Annotated in this window: 20 protein-coding genes; 10 read left to right on the top strand and 10 right to left on the bottom strand. The window is 42.0% G+C overall.

Annotated elements, in window-relative coordinates; genetic code table 11:
- Window position 1: 1 nt before the first annotated feature.
- On the top strand, window positions 2-832 hold the full coding sequence (locus ODU46_RS00545) for an amino acid ABC transporter substrate-binding protein (RefSeq protein ID WP_024385321.1): 831 nt from the start codon (window positions 2-4) through the stop codon (window positions 830-832).
- 179 nt (window positions 833-1,011) lie between these two features.
- Here the strand turns inward: ODU46_RS00545 and ODU46_RS00540 are convergent, their stop codons facing one another.
- Genes ODU46_RS00540 through ODU46_RS00530 form a run of 3 tightly spaced genes read right to left on the bottom strand, consistent with a single transcriptional unit; the run spans window position 1,012 to window position 3,476 of the window.
- Window positions 1,012-2,205, bottom strand: coding sequence for a cation diffusion facilitator family transporter (locus ODU46_RS00540; RefSeq protein ID WP_395382082.1), 1,194 nt, complete (start codon window positions 2,203-2,205; stop codon window positions 1,012-1,014).
- 56 nt (window positions 2,206-2,261) lie between these two features.
- Window positions 2,262-2,714: a threonine/serine exporter family protein gene (locus ODU46_RS00535; RefSeq protein ID WP_074391097.1), complete on the bottom strand. Its 453-nt coding sequence runs from the start codon at window positions 2,712-2,714 to the stop codon at window positions 2,262-2,264.
- A gap of 3 nt (window positions 2,715-2,717) precedes the next feature.
- The gene (locus ODU46_RS00530; protein ID WP_395382081.1) at window positions 2,718-3,476 is read right to left on the bottom strand and encodes a threonine/serine exporter family protein; all 759 of its coding nucleotides are present in this window, start codon (window positions 3,474-3,476) and stop codon (window positions 2,718-2,720) included.
- Between the two features lie 161 nt (window positions 3,477-3,637).
- Here ODU46_RS00530 and ODU46_RS00525 point away from each other — a divergent pair, with 161 nt between their 5' ends.
- Both ODU46_RS00525 and ODU46_RS00520 read left to right on the top strand, forming a co-directional pair.
- Window positions 3,638-4,063 (top strand): MarR family winged helix-turn-helix transcriptional regulator, encoded by a 426-nt coding sequence (locus ODU46_RS00525; RefSeq protein ID WP_395382080.1) that lies wholly within the window; start codon window positions 3,638-3,640, stop codon window positions 4,061-4,063.
- Window positions 4,064-4,082: 19 nt separating this feature from the next.
- Entirely contained in the window at window positions 4,083-4,442 is a 360-nt protein-coding gene (locus ODU46_RS00520) for a DUF1304 domain-containing protein (RefSeq protein ID WP_024401803.1), read from the top strand.
- A gap of 35 nt (window positions 4,443-4,477) precedes the next feature.
- On the opposite strand, the gene ODU46_RS00515 is transcribed toward ODU46_RS00520, so the two are convergent.
- From ODU46_RS00515 to ODU46_RS00500, 4 genes are read right to left on the bottom strand one after another with little or no spacing between them, the layout of a single operon-like run.
- On the bottom strand, window positions 4,478-5,332 hold the full coding sequence (locus tag ODU46_RS00515; RefSeq protein WP_105136207.1) for a DUF4097 family beta strand repeat-containing protein: 855 nt from the start codon (window positions 5,330-5,332) through the stop codon (window positions 4,478-4,480).
- Window positions 5,319-5,897 (bottom strand): DUF1700 domain-containing protein, encoded by a 579-nt coding sequence (locus ODU46_RS00510; RefSeq protein WP_114866419.1) that lies wholly within the window; start codon window positions 5,895-5,897, stop codon window positions 5,319-5,321. The genes ODU46_RS00515 and ODU46_RS00510 overlap by 14 nt, the downstream gene beginning before the upstream one ends.
- An 11-nt stretch (window positions 5,898-5,908) precedes the next feature.
- Complete coding sequence (locus ODU46_RS00505) at window positions 5,909-7,021, bottom strand: DUF4097 family beta strand repeat-containing protein (RefSeq protein ID WP_395382079.1); 1,113 nt, start codon at window positions 7,019-7,021, stop codon at window positions 5,909-5,911.
- A complete protein-coding gene (locus tag ODU46_RS00500; protein WP_002940906.1) occupies window positions 7,018-7,335 on the bottom strand; it encodes a PadR family transcriptional regulator in 318 nt (105 codons plus the stop codon). The genes ODU46_RS00505 and ODU46_RS00500 overlap by 4 nt, the downstream gene beginning before the upstream one ends.
- Window positions 7,336-8,018: 683 nt before the next feature.
- On the opposite strand from ODU46_RS00500, the gene ODU46_RS00495 reads away from it, so the two are divergent.
- Window positions 8,019-8,699, top strand: a complete 681-nt coding sequence (locus ODU46_RS00495) for an AEC family transporter (protein WP_398579060.1) — start codon at window positions 8,019-8,021, stop codon at window positions 8,697-8,699.
- On the opposite strand, the gene ODU46_RS00490 is transcribed toward ODU46_RS00495, so the two are convergent.
- From ODU46_RS00490 to ODU46_RS00480, 3 genes are all read right to left on the bottom strand, one after another.
- Window positions 8,696-9,133: a DUF5684 domain-containing protein gene (locus ODU46_RS00490; RefSeq protein ID WP_398579058.1), complete on the bottom strand. Its 438-nt coding sequence runs from the start codon at window positions 9,131-9,133 to the stop codon at window positions 8,696-8,698. The two genes, ODU46_RS00495 and ODU46_RS00490, sit on opposite strands and share 4 nt — an antisense overlap.
- A gap of 125 nt (window positions 9,134-9,258) precedes the next feature.
- Complete coding sequence (gene pepT, locus ODU46_RS00485) at window positions 9,259-10,479, bottom strand: peptidase T (RefSeq protein WP_398579057.1); 1,221 nt, start codon at window positions 10,477-10,479, stop codon at window positions 9,259-9,261.
- Window positions 10,480-10,488: 9 nt separating this feature from the next.
- The gene (locus tag ODU46_RS00480) at window positions 10,489-11,304 is read right to left on the bottom strand and encodes a Cof-type HAD-IIB family hydrolase (RefSeq protein ID WP_398579056.1); all 816 of its coding nucleotides are present in this window, start codon (window positions 11,302-11,304) and stop codon (window positions 10,489-10,491) included.
- A gap of 101 nt (window positions 11,305-11,405) precedes the next feature.
- Between ODU46_RS00480 and ODU46_RS00475 the strand changes: the two genes are divergently transcribed.
- The 6 genes from ODU46_RS00475 to ODU46_RS00450 all read left to right on the top strand — a co-directional run bounded on the left by ODU46_RS00475 (window position 11,406) and on the right by ODU46_RS00450 (window position 15,734).
- Window positions 11,406-11,861 (top strand): GNAT family N-acetyltransferase, encoded by a 456-nt coding sequence (locus ODU46_RS00475; protein ID WP_398579055.1) that lies wholly within the window; start codon window positions 11,406-11,408, stop codon window positions 11,859-11,861.
- Window positions 11,862-11,930: 69 nt separating this feature from the next.
- Complete coding sequence (locus ODU46_RS00470) at window positions 11,931-12,401, top strand: ATPase (protein ID WP_398579054.1); 471 nt, start codon at window positions 11,931-11,933, stop codon at window positions 12,399-12,401.
- Window positions 12,402-12,416: 15 nt separating this feature from the next.
- A complete protein-coding gene (locus ODU46_RS00465; RefSeq protein ID WP_398579053.1) occupies window positions 12,417-13,670 on the top strand; it encodes a DUF2130 domain-containing protein in 1,254 nt (417 codons plus the stop codon).
- 1 nt (window position 13,671) lies between these two features.
- The gene (locus tag ODU46_RS00460) at window positions 13,672-14,166 is read left to right on the top strand and encodes a GNAT family N-acetyltransferase (RefSeq protein WP_105179513.1); all 495 of its coding nucleotides are present in this window, start codon (window positions 13,672-13,674) and stop codon (window positions 14,164-14,166) included.
- A 12-nt stretch (window positions 14,167-14,178) separates the two neighbouring features.
- Entirely contained in the window at window positions 14,179-14,412 is a 234-nt protein-coding gene (locus ODU46_RS00455) for a DUF1858 domain-containing protein (protein WP_029172144.1), read from the top strand.
- Entirely contained in the window at window positions 14,409-15,734 is a 1,326-nt protein-coding gene (locus ODU46_RS00450) for a DUF438 domain-containing protein (RefSeq protein ID WP_398579052.1), read from the top strand. Before ODU46_RS00455 ends, ODU46_RS00450 begins: the two co-directional genes overlap by 4 nt.
- Window positions 15,735-15,784 lie beyond the last annotated feature (50 nt).

The raw sequence follows: 15,784 nt of genomic DNA, 5'->3' as shown, positions 1-15,784 counted from the left end.
TATTAAAAAAATGATGCTTGGAGCTCTTGCTCTTGTAACTTCTTTAACTCTTGCTGCTTGTGGCTCCAATGATTCGGCTACTAAGTCTGATAATTGGACAGCCTACGAGTCTGAAAAATCCGTTACGATTGGCTTTGATAAGACCTTTGTTCCAATGGGATTTGAACAGACAGATGGTTCTTACACAGGTTTCGATATTGACTTGGCTAATGCAGTCTTTGAAAAGTATGGAATTACTGTAAAATGGCAACCAATTGACTGGGACTTGAAAGAAACCGAATTGAATAACGGGAATATTGATTTAATTTGGAATGGTTATTCTATTACTGATGAGCGTAAGGAAAAAGTTCTCTTCACAAATCCCTACATGGATAACCAACAAGTTCTTGTAACCAAAAAATCTTCCAATATTAGCCAAGTATCTGATATGAAGGATAAGATTTTAGGTGCGCAAGCAGGTTCATCTGGCTATTCAGTATTTGAATCACAACCAGCTATTTTGAAAGATATTGTTCAAAATAACGATGCAAGTCAGTATGCGACCTTCAATGAAGCCTTGATTGACTTGAAAAACGATCGTATTGATGGCCTCTTGATTGACCGTGTGTATGCAAATTATTACTTGCAACAAGAGGGAATTATTGCAGATTACAACATCATTGATGCAGGTTTTGAAAATGAAGCCTTCGCAGTCGGTGCTCGTAAATCAGATACTACACTCGTAGAAAACATTAATAAGGCATTTGCTGAATTATATAAAGAAGGTAAATTCCAAGAAATCTCCCAAAAATGGTTTGGTGAGGATGTTGCAACCGATGCAGTAAAAAACTAATAATATAAAGAAAAAGAGCCATGCGCTCTTTTTTAATACTCTTCGAAAATCAAAATTATCCGTTGTCACCTTGCCTTGATGAACTCCAGTTCTATCTTCGGCTTCGTTTCCTAGGCTACTTTTGATTTTCATTGAGTATAAAACCAAAATTTAAGGTAAAGGAAAAGCCAGTCATTCGACTAGGCTTGTTTTTTTGAGATCTGGTGGAAAATAACAGTCCAATTTTCATGACGGCGCCAAAGTGACGTATGAACATAATCACCAATTTCAAACGTAACTAATTTTGATTTTTGGCTAATGGGGGTCATTTGGTAATTGGATAAATACGTCGTTTGGATGGGGTGGTCGGCAAGCATCTGAGTTTTATTTCGATAGCGGCCTTTGGCATCAATTAAGAGATACTGGTCGTCAATCAATTCTTCATACCCATTCGCATGAGCTTGTATCTCTGTTTCAAAACGGAAGAGTTTATCGTACACATGCTCATACATCTCATCGTGTGGAATTTCAGATGGTTCTACGTGAATATCCACATCAAAAACTCCATGTTTGAGTGTTAGGAGTTGCTCAACCTGCTCAGTCACTTCATGACTTTCATAAACGGATAAGTCTGGGTTCATTTCTAAAACAACATCAAGATAGATATTGGCTCCATAAGTCCGACCACGTTGTGATTTGACAGAAACGATTTTTGGGAGTTTGAGAATATCTTCCTCGTACTTTTTCAATAAATTTTCATCAAATCCATCAGACAGGGTAAAGAAACTTTCCATAAAAATATCGTAGGCTGTTTTTAGGATAAAGAAGGTAATGATGATGGCTGCAATTTTATCGACAATAGGGAAGTTGAAAGCTGCAGCAAAGATTGCGATAGAAGTTCCTATGGAAGTGACTGCATCGGATAGATTATCCTTGGCAGCTGCTTCTAAGGCCTTGGAACGTACTTTTTTTGCCAAGCGGTTATTATATAAATAAACAGCTAACATAACTAGTGCAGAAAAAATTCCGACAATGGCCCCCATAATGTCTACTTCGATAGAAGAATTGCTGATTAGTTTTTGGAGGGTATCATAGAGTACTTGGAAACCAACGACAAACATGATGAAGGATGTAATCAAGCTTGCTAAATCTTCCATTTTCCAGTGTCCAAATTTATGATCGGTATCAGCTGGTTTCTGTGCCATTTTTAGTCCAATAAGTACAGCGATATTACCGATAATATCAGAAATATTATTGAAGGCATCTGCTCGTAAGGCATCTGAATGAAAGAGCTGTCCTGCAACGAGTTTGATACCTGATAAGATAATATAGGCACCGATAGATAGCAAGGCACCACGTTCAGCAAGTTTTAGATTGGTTACGTTTTGGTTCATAGCATCTCCTTTGATAAGTTTTCATTTTAACAAAAAGGCCCCTTATTTTCAAGGGGTTAGGCTGTTTTTTTGCCTGTTCGAAGAACCTTATAAAGGCGTAATAATATTGTTCCGCTGGCCATACCGATGGGAATGACTAAGGCTAAAGTTAAGACGGTAGTGATATTGGTTAGGGCTTGAGCGTGGTCACCAGAAACAAAATAAGTCGTGGTCATGTAGGCTCGATAGCCTGGAACAAGCGGTGCTAGGATAGCAAGTGAAAAAATAACAGATGGTGTTTTAAGTAAAATACTCATGATTTGACTAATGCAAGATCCGATAATTGCTGCAAGGAAGGTTGCAATCAGTACATTAGTTGGTCCTAATAATGAAAGATAGATGAGCCAGACTAGCATGCCTAGGAGTCCACCAGGGACCAGCATTTTTCTTTGAACATTGAGAACAATTAAGAAGGCTGCGATAGCGATATAAGAGGCGAGTGCCTGTAATAAGAAGTTAACTAGTGTCATAGATTACCTCACAAGCATAAAGGCCACAGTTGTACCTGCACCGAGCGATAAGATAATAAGCGCTGTTTGGAAAAATTTGGTCATCCCTGTATTGATATGATTGGTCATAAGGTCTCTTACAGCATTTGTAAAAGCAATCCCTGGTACAAAAGGCATGACTGCCCCTGCGTTAATTAAGTTGGGATTAATGGGGAGAGTAGTGGTTGTGCTTAATAAGTAAGAGGTAAGTGAGAAGATAAAGGCGCCAACGAAGGTGGTAACAAAATCAATTCCAACGTAGCGCTCGACAATCAGTGAGATAGGGAAAGCCAAAGCCGTTGCGAGGACAGCACCTGCTGCATCTAAAAGAGAACCTCCGAACATAATGGTAAAAAATGGTGCGGCTACTACGGCAGCTAAGGTTATTTGCATATTGTTATAAGGTGGCTTTTGTTGTTTGATTGCATTTAATTGGATCCAAGCGTCTTCTAGGCTGATTTCTTTATTGGCTAGGGAACGGGAGATTTGGTTGACGTCACAAACTTTCTGCATGTCGTAATTTGAATTTACGATGCGTTTCATACGCGAAATATTCGTATGGTCGATGGAGAAAAAGATAGCAGCAGGGATGGCAAGGACATTGGCCTGTTCAATTCCTTGTGAATGTGCAATCCGAATCATGGTATCTTCAACTCGGTGAATTTCTGCACCGCTTTGTGCCAAAATGGCACCAGCGAGCATGAGCACATCTATGACCAAGTTTAGTCTAGGAGTGTTTTCCATAAGTAAGTCCCATCCCTCTGCTAGTTATTTTCTTAATTATAACAAAATATAGGTGTAGACAACATATTTTTTAAATAGTTAGGCAAAATAGTTGAAAATTGTTCGGATTGTAGTATAATTGACTTATCAATGATTGATTAATCAATCAAAAGAGGTAGATAATGCAAGAAATGGAAGATTTGTTATACAGACTGAAAGTGGCAGATGAGACGATTTCCAATCTTTTTGAAAAGCAGTTGGGAATCAGTTTGACACGCTATTCAATATTGCAAGCATTATTAAAAGATGCACCCCTGCATCAGTTGGCTTTGCAGGAGAAGCTTCAGATAGACCGCGCAGCGGTTACGCGTCATCTCAAATTGTTGGAGGAGAGCGGCTATATCATTCGCAAGCGAAATCCTGACAATCAGAGAGAAGTACTTGTCTGGCCAACTGAGCAGGCTAGGGAAGCGCTAGTCACGAGTCCTTCTGCTCACCACCTAGCTATTAAAGCTTCGATGAATCAGATTATAACTGTTGAGGAGAGCGAGCAATTCCTAGCCACTCTTGATAAACTGTTGATTGGCTTGCAAAATCTACCTATATAATTTTTTGAGAGGAGACATTATGTCTATTTTTACCACTATTCTAGCTAGTATCGTAGCTATTGAGCACCTATATATCATGTACTTGGAAACCTTTGCGACCCATTCAGATTCTACTAGTCGTGTCTTTAATATGGCAAAGGATGAATTGCAACGTAAGTCTGTGACGACACTTTTCAAAAACCAAGGTATTTACAATGGTTTGTTGGCTGTCTTTCTCTTGTATGGAATTTTCACAGGAAACCTTGAAATTACAACTATTTTTGTCTTGTTTGTTATTGGAGCAGCAGGTTATGGAGCTGTGACATCTAGTCCAAAAATTATCTTGACCCAAGGTGGACCAGCCATCTTGGCACTGATCTCTATTTTGTTGTTTAAATAAGTTAAAAAGCCTTCCGTGAGGAGGGCTTTTTGTAATTACCGAATATTCAGTTCTCCATCTAATGTAGAGATATAGAGGTAATTTGTAGCTTTGGGATTAATATAGTTTGGAAGGTCAATTCCGCTATTATTTTGACTGGCATCTATGTAGATGTCTGTTTTTGTTTGTGAATGAAGAGAAATATCGATTGAGCCATCGTAATTACTGATGCTATGCCTTCCTTCTAGTTTTAGGTTTTCCGCTTTAAAATCCCCATTCTCAACAGTTAAAATACTCCCGGCAGTATTAGTGATGTCTGCTGGATTTGTTAATTTGGAATGATTGATTGCGACTTCTCCATTGAGGTGTGATAAATGAGCAAGGCTGATTTGACTGTTTTCAATCAACATGTCTCCATCTTCTACAGTGAGATCAAGATCTCGAATAGTCACTTTATCCAGATACAGATCTCCCTCAAGGTTACCTGTGAGTGATTCGATTGTGCTATTTTTAGGGACCTGTAAGACAGGTTGGTAGCAGGCAACATTCTGGTCATTGACAAGATTTAAGATAGGTTCGAGTAAACCATCATATGTAACGATGCCTTGATAGGTACTAGAAATGGTTAATTTCCCACCTTGGACTTGGTGACTGAGGAGGTCGATGTCTTTATGCTGATTTCGATAGTAGTGGAGGTGGAATTGGTTGTCAGGCGAGGGCATAATGGACAGTTTTTCATTAACTTCTATAGCCCTAATGTTACTAAAACTGGCTGTTTGGGGCTGAAAATAGTTTTCTGCAATAAGTCTCATATTTGTCCACCCGCCAGCCAGGTAGCCAATGAGGCTTAGAATGGCTCCAAGACCTAGCAGGCTCAGACTGATTTTTGTAAATGGCTTAAGCTGTTTCATGATAGCCTCCTTTGCGGATCGTTCTTTGTATCCAGTGTAAAACAAGCAAGAAGGTTTTGCTTCCAAGGTCTAGAGTGAATTTACTACCCAATAGAGTGAGGGCCAAGCAGATGAGGGCCAGGCCTGTGAAGAGCAGGGAGGTAGACCATGATAGTGTGAAGAGGTCAAAGGCGAGGAGTAGCTGGGCTATCGCCAGGCTGAGGAGGACAATCCAGAGTGAGATAAGGAGCAGAAAGAGGCTAAAGAAAATTAGGAGAAGGGTGATGAAGAGGGCGACCAAAGTGATTGCTAGGGGGACGCCGATTGGTGCGGCAAGGATAGCGAGGATGGTCAACCAGACCATATTGCTTGTATTTGGCTTATCTTCAATCCTCTCTTTATCATAGAGATTTGCTAGGATTTCACGGGCTGCTTCTTTTGGACTGCCTAGCTCTTGAATAGCTTGCTCATCGTTTTCCTTTTCGTCAAAATATTCATTGAAATAGTCTAAGGTATCCTGAAAATCTTCTTTTGGTAGATGCTTTAGCTGTTTCTCGAGTTTCTGTAAATATTCCTTGCGATTCATAGGAACCTCCTTTATCCCACATTTAGCTGGCAGTCTTGACAATGAATAACTAGCTGAGCAGGGCTAATTTCTTGCTTGTAGCTGAGATGAGTGATGTCATCCTCTTTCATCATTGTAAATGCCATATCCTTTGGAAGTTTAAGGATAGAATCTTCCTCCCAGATGTCCAAACTGATGTCCGTATTTGGTTTAAAGGCTAGGACAGAATCTTCAGCCTGGCAGTTAAGGCTCTTTTCTAGGACAAATTCCTTCAACTTCCAGACACAGTCTTCTAATGTTATCCTTGCATCTGAAAGGCTCATGCTTGAGAGAGTAATAACGGCATCGCTGGCTTCCAATTTTAACTCGCTCAGCTGTCCATCTGAGATAGTTAGTGTAGAGTCTTCTAACCGTAGAGCAGAGCTTGGACAGCTCACTTTCGTCATGCTGATGCTGCTATCTTCAGCATTGATGACTAGCTGTTCGCTCGCATGCACAGCCGCCATCGTCAGACTGCTATCTGTCGTTCTCAGATTGAGACTAGTAAGGGGCAGGAGTCTTTTAGGGATTTTGAGAATAGCAGAGCTGGTTTGATTGTTTGAGAAGTAGAGGTGGTTAGGGAGTGGCTTGCTAGATAGGTACAAACTATCCTGAACCAGTTGATAGTCAAAAGCCTGGTAGGACAACTCTTCAGAAAATAGATTGTGCAATACTACCTTATCACCTTCATAGCATTGAACACTAAGAGCCTGATCTTCGAGAATAATCTGTAGATTTGAAAAATCAGGTAATTCTTCAATCTTCGCCTTCAATTCAATCCTTTCCCTAGCTTGATAGGCTGAATGCTTGAAATTGTTGAAAAAATTCTCCCAGTCAAATTGAAAGTCAAAATCAAAGTTGAAATCAAATGGTTTAGATGAATGTGGACTTGCTTGGTCTTTCTCGGTGATTAGGGCATCTTCAGGTAGATTGGCAATGATTTCTTTTGCTGCTTCATCAGGTGTTCCTAGCTCTATAATAGCTTCCTCATCGTTATCCTTTTCGTCAAAATATTCATTGAAGTAGTCTAAAGCCTCCTGTCTGGCACTTGGATGAAGTTGAAATAATGCTTGTTCCAGTTGGTTCAAATAATCTGCGCGTGTCATTTTCGTAAGCTCCCTTCTATAATTCCGTCAATATGGTCTTTGTAGCTATTCCATTCACCCTGCAGGAAGGGGATGTGCTCACGTCCAGCAGGAGTGATGGTATAGTATTTCCGCTTTCTCCCTTGAAATTCTTGGGTATAGGTGGTGACATAGCCAGCCTTTTCCAATTTTTTCAAAATAGGGTAGAGTGTGGATTCCTTTATATCAGCAACTATCTTGATGGTTTGACTGATTTCATAGCCGTAGGAATCCTGCTTTTCCACGATGGCTAAGACCAGAAATTCTATCAAGATAGAGGATACAGGGTAGTACATAAACTCACCTCTTTATCTTTATAGCCATCCAGTTTATCTTTTACTACTTTGTTAACTTGCTTTGCCGTACGCTAGTACAGCCTACAGAAATTGACACGAACTTTGTTCGCTTTATTTCCAGTCTCCAACTATCTCCCAGATAGTTGGAGCGAGTATTAAAAGCAAACTGAAAGGCTATGTATAATTATTTTATATATAAATTATATACCTATTGTTTGGCAAAATCAAGCGATTATATAAAATTTTTATATATCATCAAAATTCTTTTCTATGTGCTGTACTAGTTTCATGAATGAACTTGAATTATAGTCACTAGTTTATCTTTGATTACTTCGACGTAAGAGGAAACTCCGTTTCCTTATTTCCAACTTCAAACACTCCACTGGATTGTTTGAACTCGCTTTGCCGTACTTCAGTACAGCCTGCAGCTCGTTGCCTTGTACTAAAAGCAAACTAAATGACTATAATAGCTCGTGCTCTTGGTTTTATCTTTGTTATCGGTTTAGGTTATACATTAAAAGTCAGAGGGATTGTTCGAAGGGAGGATGCGACAATCTTTTCTTGCTCAGTGATGAATATTACGCTACCAGCTTCTCTCCTTGTAGCTTCAGCGACAGCCCAAGTATCTATAGATTTATACGTTCCCTTCATATTAGGGATTCTTTGTAAACTTTTTTTTGGATATGGTGGGATACTGGGAGGCAAAGAAGTCTGGTCAACAGACTTCCGTCGGTCTTATGCAGTTATCAGGCTATAATATCGGAACCTTTACACTCCCATTTGTGCAAGCTTTTTTTCCGCTCTCTAGTCTACTAAGCGTCATCGTATTTGATGCGGGGAATGCAATCATGGTTCTAGGTGGGAATTACAGTATCGCAGCTGGTGTGGATGAAGAGCAGGAAAGAATGACCGTTGCAACTTTTATAAAGAATCTTTCACGCTCAGTTCCACTAGTAGTCTATCTAGTTAGCCTATCGTTAGCAGTCTGTTCTATCAAACTTCCACGCGAACTTATCTTTGCGCTGACGATAGCCAGTAACGCCAATCCTTTTTTAGCCATGCTCATGTTGGGAATCTTGCTTGATTTAAAATTGAATTGGAAAGAAATTAGTCGATTGGCCTATCTTCTCTCTTTGAGACTGGGTGCGAATATTCTAATAGCAGGAGTCATTTATTTTCTTCTACCTATTGATAAAACGATGAAAATCATGTTGCTGGTCTGTCTAGTCTCTCCGATTTCAGTCATGTCCCCAATATATGCATTAAAGTTAGGTAGTCGCTCAGCTGAACCTGCCAATGTTAACTCCTTATCTATTTTGGTCAGTCTAGTCATGATGGTTCTTCTTATTTTTCTATTCGTTTAAAAAAGCCTCCGCGTGTGCGGGGGCTTGATTGTATATTGGTCAATAAAGAATTCTTGTGGACCTTGGTAACGACTTCCATCATTAAAGGCGATGTAGAGGTTGAAGATAGGTGTAAGAAGAACGTAGAAGATAGCTTGTACAGCTGACAAACCGAAGCTACGACCAAAATTGTAAACGAGATAGATGCCATATAATGGTCCTGCTAGTGGAATTAGTAAGAATAGAATGAACCATCTTTTTTCATAGCCAAAGGTGATGCATTGTTGGATATAGAGATTGTAGATTGGAATCAATGATTTCCAACCAGCGTAGCCTGCTTTTTTGAAGAGGATGTAGTTGGAAATAGCAACAAGAATATACCAAATAAATGAAAATAGTAGTGTTGTACCCCAAATGCCAATGAGAATTCCCTGTGCTAATGTTTCTTCTGTCATAATAAAACTCCGTTTCTTTTTTATAGTTCTATTATATCAGTATTAGTTCAATAACACAATATAAAATTGCATTTTTTAAAATTTTTTCAGAAAAAACGACTTTCTATTGAAAGCCGTCTGAAATTTTATTTGTAAGAGACGATTCCGAGAATGACATCGACAGCTTTTTCCATGGTTTCGAGGCTGACAAACTCAAAGCGGCCGTGCATGTTTTCACCACCTGCGAAGATATTTGGCGTTGGAATGCCCATGAAGGAAATTTTGGAGCCGTCTGTTCCTCCGCGAACAGGCTCAATCAGTGGTTTGATACCTAGATTTTCCATGACGTCCTTAGCAATGTTGATTGGAGTCATATCTTTTTCGATGATTTTTTTCATGTTGTAGTATTGGTCGTGCAGGTTGACAATGACACGTGGAGTGTCAAAATTGGCATTCATCTTTTCAGCGATGTCCAGCATGAGCTGTTTGCGGGCTTGGAAATCTGCTTCCTCGAAGTCACGGATGATGTAGGTGGTAGAAGCAGTATCGACACTACCTTCCATGTTCATCAAGTGGAAGAAACCTTCATACCCTTCCGTTTTTTCTGGGCGGTCTGCTTCAGGAAGGGCATTGTGGAAGTCAATAGCCAACTGGAAGGCATTAATCATCTGGTCTTTTGCTGAACCAGGGTGGACATTGCGTCCAAGGAAATCAATCTTGGCACCTGCTGCTGAGAAGGTCTCGTACTGGAGTTCGCCCAGCGGTCCACCGTCCATAGTGTAGGCAAAGTCCACATCGAAGTCTTCTACATCAAACTTGTCTGCACCAACACCGATTTCTTCGTCAGGACCAAAGCCCACACGGATTTCACAGTGCTTGATGTCAGGATTTTGGACTAGGAATTCAATCGCTGTCATGATTTCTGCGATTCCTGACTTGTCATCAGAGCCTAGCAAGGTGGTACCGTCTGTGGTAATCAGGTTTTGACCCTGGTAGTTGGCAAGTTGTGGGAAGTCTTTTGGATGCAATTCGTAGCCAGAAGTTCCCAAGGCAATTGGGTTGCCGTCGTAGTTTTCGATGATCTGAGGATTCACACCTTCTGCGTTGAAATCCGCCGTATCCATGTGGGCGATGAAGCCAATCTTACGCGTCAAACTTGGGTCGTTGGCAGGCAGTGTTCCCACTGCAAAGCCGTTTGGCAGGTAGTGGACATTCTGCAAGCCGATGCGTTCCATTTCAGGCAGAAGGATGTTCTGTGCGAACTCGACTTGGTTTTGGGTAGAAGGTGTGGTGGTCGAGTTTTCATCTGAGCGGGTGTTTTCTTTGACATAGACTAAAAAGCGATCTAAAAGTGTTGGGTATTTCATATTGTCTCCTTATTTGTTCAATATATGTTTCTCAATGGCCTTGGCAACGCCGTTATTCTCATTGGTATCTGTGATGTCTTGGGCAATCGCCTTGACTTGCTCGTTGGCGTTGCCCATGGCAATACCAAGTCCAGCAAATTCAATCATTTCAAGGTCGTTGTTGGCATCCCCCATGGCCATGATTTCTTCGGGGAGAATTCCTAGGCGGTCTGCCAATTTTTTTAGACCAGAAGCCTTGCTAGCTCCGTTGGGCAGGATTTCCAAGAGATAGTCTTGGGAACGAACGGTTGTGTAGTCCTTGCTCAAGGTGTCATTGTACTGGTTTTCAAAGGCATCAATGGCTTCTTTTTCACCGACAAACATGGCTTCAAAGAAACGGTGTTTGCCAGATGTTGCCTCTGCCAAATCAATGGAAATTGGTATCATGCCTACCAAACCAGCGTCTAGGTTGACGCGTGCATTAGCTTTTTCAGCAAGAACAAAGTAATCTTCTTCATCGAAGAGGGAAATCTGTACCTGATCTGAGGCTGTAAAGCTGTCCAGATAGACAATATCCTGACTAGATAGTTCCTCCCAGTCAATCAGGCTCCAATCCTTTGTTGAATGGGTTGAACAGCCGTTATTGACAATGATAAATTCTTCCTCGGTGTCAAAACCGAGCTGCTCTACAAAAGGCTTAACGCCAGCCAAGGGCCGACCAGTACAGAGAACAATCTTGACTCCCGCTTCAACAGCCTGGTGAATGGCATCAATCTGCGGTTGTTTCAACTCTTTTTGCTCATCCAAGAGCGTTCCGTCCATATCAAGGGCGATTAGTTTAATCATACAAACCTCCTTTTTTCATAAGACTAGTATAGCATAAAATGGGGGAGGAGTGATTGAAATACTAAGCTCAATCCTATATAATAAAATCAAAAGGAGTAGAAATGAAGATTGTAACTGTATCAACTGTTGCTGACAAGGCAAGGATTATCGAGGAGGTATTGGCGGACTTGCCAGAATGGTTTGGCTTGCCTGAGAGTACCAAAGAGTACATCAAAGACGGCTCTGCCTTGCTACTTTGGGCTGCCTACGTTAATGATGAAGTTGTCGGTTTTGTGACCCTGACTAATTCTTCGGAGGCTTGCGGAGATGTTCATTGTATAGGCATCAAGAAAGCCTATCATCGCCAGGGAATTGGTCGTTTGCTCATGCAGGCTTTGGAGGAAGAGGCTCGGAAGGACTATGCCTATCTACAAGTCAAGACAGTGGATGAAGGGCATTATAAAGAATACGACCAGACCGTTGCTTTTTATAAATCCTGCGGTTTTGTCAAGTTAGAAGTATTTCCAAGCCTCTGGGATAAATGGAATCCCTGCTTGATCATGGTCAAAAAATTATAAACACATAGAGAACATCGGTTATGGACCGGTGTTTTTTGGTATAATAAAAGGATAGAATAGGAGTGTCATATGAAGATTGCTGTTAAAAAAGAGACGGAGAAATATCTACTAAGCATTTGTTATACTGTTCCAGCTAGTTTGGTGGAGGCATGGGACTTGCTGGCAACGGATAGTGGTTTTGCCCGCTGGTTTCCGCAGCTGAGGGTGGAGGGAGACAAGCTGGTCTTTGAAATGGAAGACTTCCGTGAAAGCATGGACTTGTTGGCTTACCGACCGCATGAAGCGATTGCTTACACCTGGGATACAGCCAGGGTTTCCTTTAGCTTGAGCCAGCAGGACAAGCAAACGCAAATCAGCTTTGAAGAAGATATTCCAGTCGATTTTGGCAATGAATTTGCGGATGCTCAAAAAGATATGACAGGTTGGCTGGTGCAGAATGACTGTATCCGAGCCCTCTTACACGGTCAAGCATTACCAGACCGCCAGCCCTTGCAGGAAAAATGGACTGCGTTTTTGGCAGAAGAATTAAAACAGGTTTAGAAAAGGAAGAAGGCTATGCACAAGATTACTTGCCCCCATTGCGATACCGTTTTTACGGTCAATGAAACAGAATACAGTCAGCTGTTAGCCCAGGTGCGTGGTGCGGAGTTTGATAAGGAAATCCATGACCGCTTGGAGCGGGAACGGGAATTATTACAGCAGAGGGCTGAAAATGATTTGCAGGCTAGATTGAGTGATAAGGATAAGGAGATTCTGGAACTGACCGCAAAACTTGATAAATTTGCTAGTCAGACGGAACTGGAAATCAGCTCTGCTATTTCCCAAAAAGACCAAGAAATCCAAGAGCTTAAGGCTCAGTTGGGGCAAATCGGTCTTGCCAAGGATTTGGAGTTGCAGCAGGCGGTAGCTCAGGTGGAAAAAGAGCGGGATGCGGCACAAAATGCTTTGGTTTTGCAGGAACAAAAGCAAGAGTTAGCCCTGGCGACCACTCGTCAGGAGTACGAAGTACGGCTCAAGGCGGCGGATGAGCAGGTGGAATTTTACAAAAATTTCAAGGCCCAGCAGTCTACCAAGGCAATTGGTGAGAGCTTGGAGCAGTTTGCTGAGGCGGAGTTTAACAAGGTTCGCTCCTATGCTTTTCCACGTGCCAAATTTGCGAAGGACAACGAAGTATCAGCGTCCGGTTCAAAAGGAGATTTCATCTTCCGTGATTTTGACGAGTCGGGCTTGGAATTTATTTCCATCATGTTCGAAATGAAAAACGAGGCAGATACGACCAAGACCAAGCATAAAAACGCTGATTTCTTTAAGGAGTTGGATAAGGACCGTCGGGAGAAAAAATGCGAATATGCTGTATTAGTCAGCATGCTAGAGGCGGACAATGACTATTACAATACAGGGATTGTGGATGTTAGTCATGAATATGAGAAGATGTATGTTATCCGACCACAGTTCTTTATCCAATTAATCGGAATTTTACGAAATGCTGCGCTCAATAGTCTGCAATATCAGCAGGAGTTAGCCTTGGTTAAGGAGCAGAATATCGATATTACTCATTTTGAAGAAGATTTGGAAATTTTCAAGAATGCTTTTGCAAAAAACTATCAATCGGCCAGCAACAATTTCCAAAAGGCTATTGATGAAATCGACAAGGCAATCAAGCGAATGGAAGCTGTCAAGGCAGCCCTGACCACCAGCGAAAACCAGCTTCGCCTAGCTAATAATAAACTAGACGATGTCTCCGTCAAAAAACTAACCCGCAATAACCCAACCATGAAAGCCAAGTTTGAGGCGTTGAGGGAGGATTGAGATGATTGTTCCGCTACAATTTGAGCATATACTTCAACTTGATGAGGCCTTCCAGAAGCAAGGTTGGCCCTCCCGCAAAGAGATTTTAACCAACTATCTAAGGGAACAAGAAAAGGGAGAACGTATCGTCCTAGTTGCCGAAGAAGCAGGAGTTTGTAAAGGTTATATCACCTTGATTAAGCAAGTGAAGGAGGGACCATTTTACCAATCTGGAATACCTGAAATTGCTGATTTCAATGTTTTTGAAGACTTTCAAAATCAGGGGATAGGTTGGCAACTATTAGATGCTATCTGTCAGCTTGCCTCAGAATTCACGGATATAGTAGGTATTGGAGTTGGTTTGAATGCAAATTATGGAAAGGCTCAACGGCTCTATGTAAAACATGGTTTTATACCAGACGGAAGCGGTGTCTGGTACCGAGGGCGCTCTTTGCCGGTAGGTGCCAAAGCCTATAACGATGATGAATTGGCCTTGTATTTTACAAAAAAGTTATAGAGGAAAAGTAAAATGAACACCATCGACCTAAATCTGCCTGTTGCAGAGATTATCAACCAGCACCCAGAAGTCAAGGAGATTCTGGTGGAGCTTGGTTTCAAGCCTTTGGCAAATCCAGCCATGCTGAACACAGTTGGCAAGGTGACCAGTCTGAAGACAGGCTCCAAGATGACCAAGATTCCGTTAGACCGTATTCAGCAGGTCTTGGAATGCAACGGCTACGAGGTAATAGGAGGAGAAGCATGACAGACCAACGGATTGACATTTTGAAGAACATTCTACTGGATTTGCATAATGGTGCCAGTCCAGAGTCTGTTCAGGACCAGTTTAATCAGCATTTTACGGGTGTTTCTGCCCTCGAAATCTCCTTAATGGAGCATGAGCTCATGTCCAGTGACACGGGCATCACTTTTGAAGACGTCATGAGCCTCTGCAATATCCATGCCAACCTTTTCAAAGGAGCCATTGCAGATGTGGAAGTGGCGGATATGGACCAGGAAGGACACCCTGTCTATGTCTTTAAGCAGGAAAACCTAGCACTGCGGGCGGTTCTTTTACGCATCCGCCGTATTCTTGACCAGTATGAGCAGACAGAAGATGCGGAACTGCAAGACCAGCTCCAGCAAGGATTGACACGCCAGTTTGGCCTCCTCGGTCAGTTTGAGAACCACTACATGCGCAAGGAAAAGGTCTTCTTTCCCATTATGGAACGCTACGGTCACGATGCACCGCCTAAGGTCATGTGGGGCGTGGACGACGAGATTCGCAACCTCTTCAAGACGGCTCGCAAGGCACTTGAAGGAGGTGACCTAGTTGCGACACGTGCTTACTTTGAAAACTTCGCCAAGGAGTTCGAGGAGATGATTTTCAAGGAGGAAGCCATACTTCTCATGATTTTGCTGGAGACATTCACTCAGGATGATTGGCTTCAAGTGGCAGAGGACAGCGACGCCTACGGTTACGCCATTGTCAAGCCGACAGCCAAGTGGGTGCCTCATCGGGAGGCTTTTGGAGAAATAGCAGAGCAGGCAGCCGGCAGTCTTGCTCCGCAGCCAGCTGGGTCAAACCAGCAGATTATCGATACGCCAGAAGGCCAGTTCACCATTACCTTCACGCCCAAGGAAAAATCGGAATCTGTTCAGGACAGGACCAGTCCGCAGAGCTTTGGTAATGGCTATTTGTCTGTCGAACAGGCCAATCTTATTCTCAACCATTTACCGTTGGAACTCACCTTTGTCAACAAGGACGATATTTTCCAATACTATAATGACAGCCACCCTGTTGAAGACATGATTTTCAAACGTACTCCGAGCCAGATTGGACGTCATGTGGAGCTCTGCCATCCGCCCAAAATCTTAGACAAGGTCAAGAAGATTTTTGAATTGCTCCGCACAGGGCAAAAAGACCAGGTGACCATGTGGTTCAAGTCCGAGAGTATGGGCAAGTTTGTCTATGTGGTCTATAAGGCCGTGCGTGATGACCAGGGAGAGTTTCAAGGCGTCTTGGAATACGTCCAAAATATCCAACCATTTTTTGAAATTGACAGCGATTTTCATCGGGAAATTTAATCCAACCGGACCGCCCACAAGAGCGGTCCTTTGTGTTATAATGAAAACAT

Origin of the sequence: Streptococcus sp. 2020WUSS089 (assembly GCF_044427405.1) — a bacterium.
GTDB classification, from domain to species: Bacteria; Bacillota; Bacilli; order Lactobacillales; family Streptococcaceae; genus Streptococcus; species Streptococcus hashimotonensis.
The sequence above is the reverse complement of the archived record's forward strand: the minus strand, read 5'-3'. Positions and strand labels throughout refer to the sequence as shown.

Coding starts and splice junctions, on each gene's coding strand:
- ODU46_RS00540 (WP_395382082.1), bottom strand. CDS start 2,205: ATGAACCAAAACGTAACCAATCTAAAACTTGCTGAACGTGGTGCCTTG.
- ODU46_RS00535 (WP_074391097.1), bottom strand. CDS start 2,714: ATGACACTAGTTAACTTCTTATTACAGGCACTCGCCTCTTATATCGCT.
- ODU46_RS00530 (WP_395382081.1), bottom strand. CDS start 3,476: ATGGAAAACACTCCTAGACTAAACTTGGTCATAGATGTGCTCATGCTC.
- ODU46_RS00525 (WP_395382080.1), top strand. CDS start 3,638: ATGCAAGAAATGGAAGATTTGTTATACAGACTGAAAGTGGCAGATGAG.
- ODU46_RS00520 (WP_024401803.1), top strand. CDS start 4,083: ATGTCTATTTTTACCACTATTCTAGCTAGTATCGTAGCTATTGAGCAC.
- ODU46_RS00515 (WP_105136207.1), bottom strand. CDS start 5,332: ATGAAACAGCTTAAGCCATTTACAAAAATCAGTCTGAGCCTGCTAGGT.
- ODU46_RS00510 (WP_114866419.1), bottom strand. CDS start 5,897: ATGAATCGCAAGGAATATTTACAGAAACTCGAGAAACAGCTAAAGCAT.
- ODU46_RS00505 (WP_395382079.1), bottom strand. CDS start 7,021: ATGACACGCGCAGATTATTTGAACCAACTGGAACAAGCATTATTTCAA.
- ODU46_RS00500 (WP_002940906.1), bottom strand. CDS start 7,335: ATGTACTACCCTGTATCCTCTATCTTGATAGAATTTCTGGTCTTAGCC.
- ODU46_RS00495 (WP_398579060.1), top strand. CDS start 8,019: ATGGTGGGATACTGGGAGGCAAAGAAGTCTGGTCAACAGACTTCCGTC.
- ODU46_RS00490 (WP_398579058.1), bottom strand. CDS start 9,133: ATGACAGAAGAAACATTAGCACAGGGAATTCTCATTGGCATTTGGGGT.
- pepT (WP_398579057.1), bottom strand. CDS start 10,479: ATGAAATACCCAACACTTTTAGATCGCTTTTTAGTCTATGTCAAAGAA.
- ODU46_RS00480 (WP_398579056.1), bottom strand. CDS start 11,304: ATGATTAAACTAATCGCCCTTGATATGGACGGAACGCTCTTGGATGAG.
- ODU46_RS00475 (WP_398579055.1), top strand. CDS start 11,406: ATGAAGATTGTAACTGTATCAACTGTTGCTGACAAGGCAAGGATTATC.
- ODU46_RS00470 (WP_398579054.1), top strand. CDS start 11,931: ATGAAGATTGCTGTTAAAAAAGAGACGGAGAAATATCTACTAAGCATT.
- ODU46_RS00465 (WP_398579053.1), top strand. CDS start 12,417: ATGCACAAGATTACTTGCCCCCATTGCGATACCGTTTTTACGGTCAAT.
- ODU46_RS00460 (WP_105179513.1), top strand. CDS start 13,672: ATGATTGTTCCGCTACAATTTGAGCATATACTTCAACTTGATGAGGCC.
- ODU46_RS00455 (WP_029172144.1), top strand. CDS start 14,179: ATGAACACCATCGACCTAAATCTGCCTGTTGCAGAGATTATCAACCAG.
- ODU46_RS00450 (WP_398579052.1), top strand. CDS start 14,409: ATGACAGACCAACGGATTGACATTTTGAAGAACATTCTACTGGATTTG.